Source organism: Curvibacter delicatus NBRC 14919, from assembly GCF_001592265.1.
Classification (GTDB): domain Bacteria; phylum Pseudomonadota; class Gammaproteobacteria; order Burkholderiales; family Burkholderiaceae_C; genus Hylemonella; species Hylemonella delicata.
In genome coordinates this window covers 1-781 of sequence record NZ_BCWP01000104.1, presented here as the reverse complement: position 1 = coordinate 781, position 781 = coordinate 1, and the positions used below count along the sequence as shown (strand labels likewise).

The following is a 781-nucleotide window of genomic DNA, read 5'->3' as shown; positions in this document are numbered from 1 at the left end:
TCCGTCTTGATGGAATTACACCTGAGCCAGAGCGCGGATTCTGACCTGGAACTGATTTGGACCGCGCTCGCTGGAAGAGAACCGGCGCAAGCTCGGCTTAGATTGCAGCATCAACGAAAAATATCAGCGCATCAATATGCTTGAGAAATTACTTGACGTGAGACGCATCTAGCTGGTCAAGGAAACTTTGGCGGGCGAGGAGGAAGGTCTTTGATTGATCGCTCCTAGCCAAAAACGTTAAAAAACTCCGCTGGCAATAAGTTTTTGAACATGATTGGCCGTGATCCTTACTATGGGTTAAAGAGCAAGTTGTAGTCGCTGGCAAACAGGGAGCAATGCTCCAGCATTCGTTCTTTTTGACGGGCTATATCCGATGGCTTACTGCAGTCGAAATTAATTTCACACCGTCCGTAGCGGGCAAGCGCATCGGAAACGCGAGCCGCATCTGTTTCTGTAGATGCAGCAATAGGACGTAGCGCCGGGTAGCGCGTATGACGCTTGTACCGAACTCGGCGAGCTAGCTGATTGGCCCAAGCTTTGGTGTTGCTAATTGCTTTGACCAGTGGCCGATCCGTTACGAACGGAGTAAACGGCCTTTGGATGGTTGAAAGCCAGTCTTTCCACTTGAACTCGTTGAAGCGGTGCGCCAAGATGCAGGACGCCCAAGGAATCTCTATGGCATCGGCACAAATTGCGCCATGCAACGATTCGGACAGGATACGTGAGCAGTTACGCATTTGGGTAATCACCGCTGACGGCGCCTGCCTAGGGTTGATGGCCA

At 51.3% G+C, this 781-nt stretch carries 1 pseudogene; it reads right to left on the bottom strand.

The features are described 5' to 3' along the window. Positions 1-290 precede the first annotated feature (290 nt). Positions 291-781: pseudogene (locus CDE01S_RS18790) on the bottom strand (hypothetical protein); the annotation flags it as partial.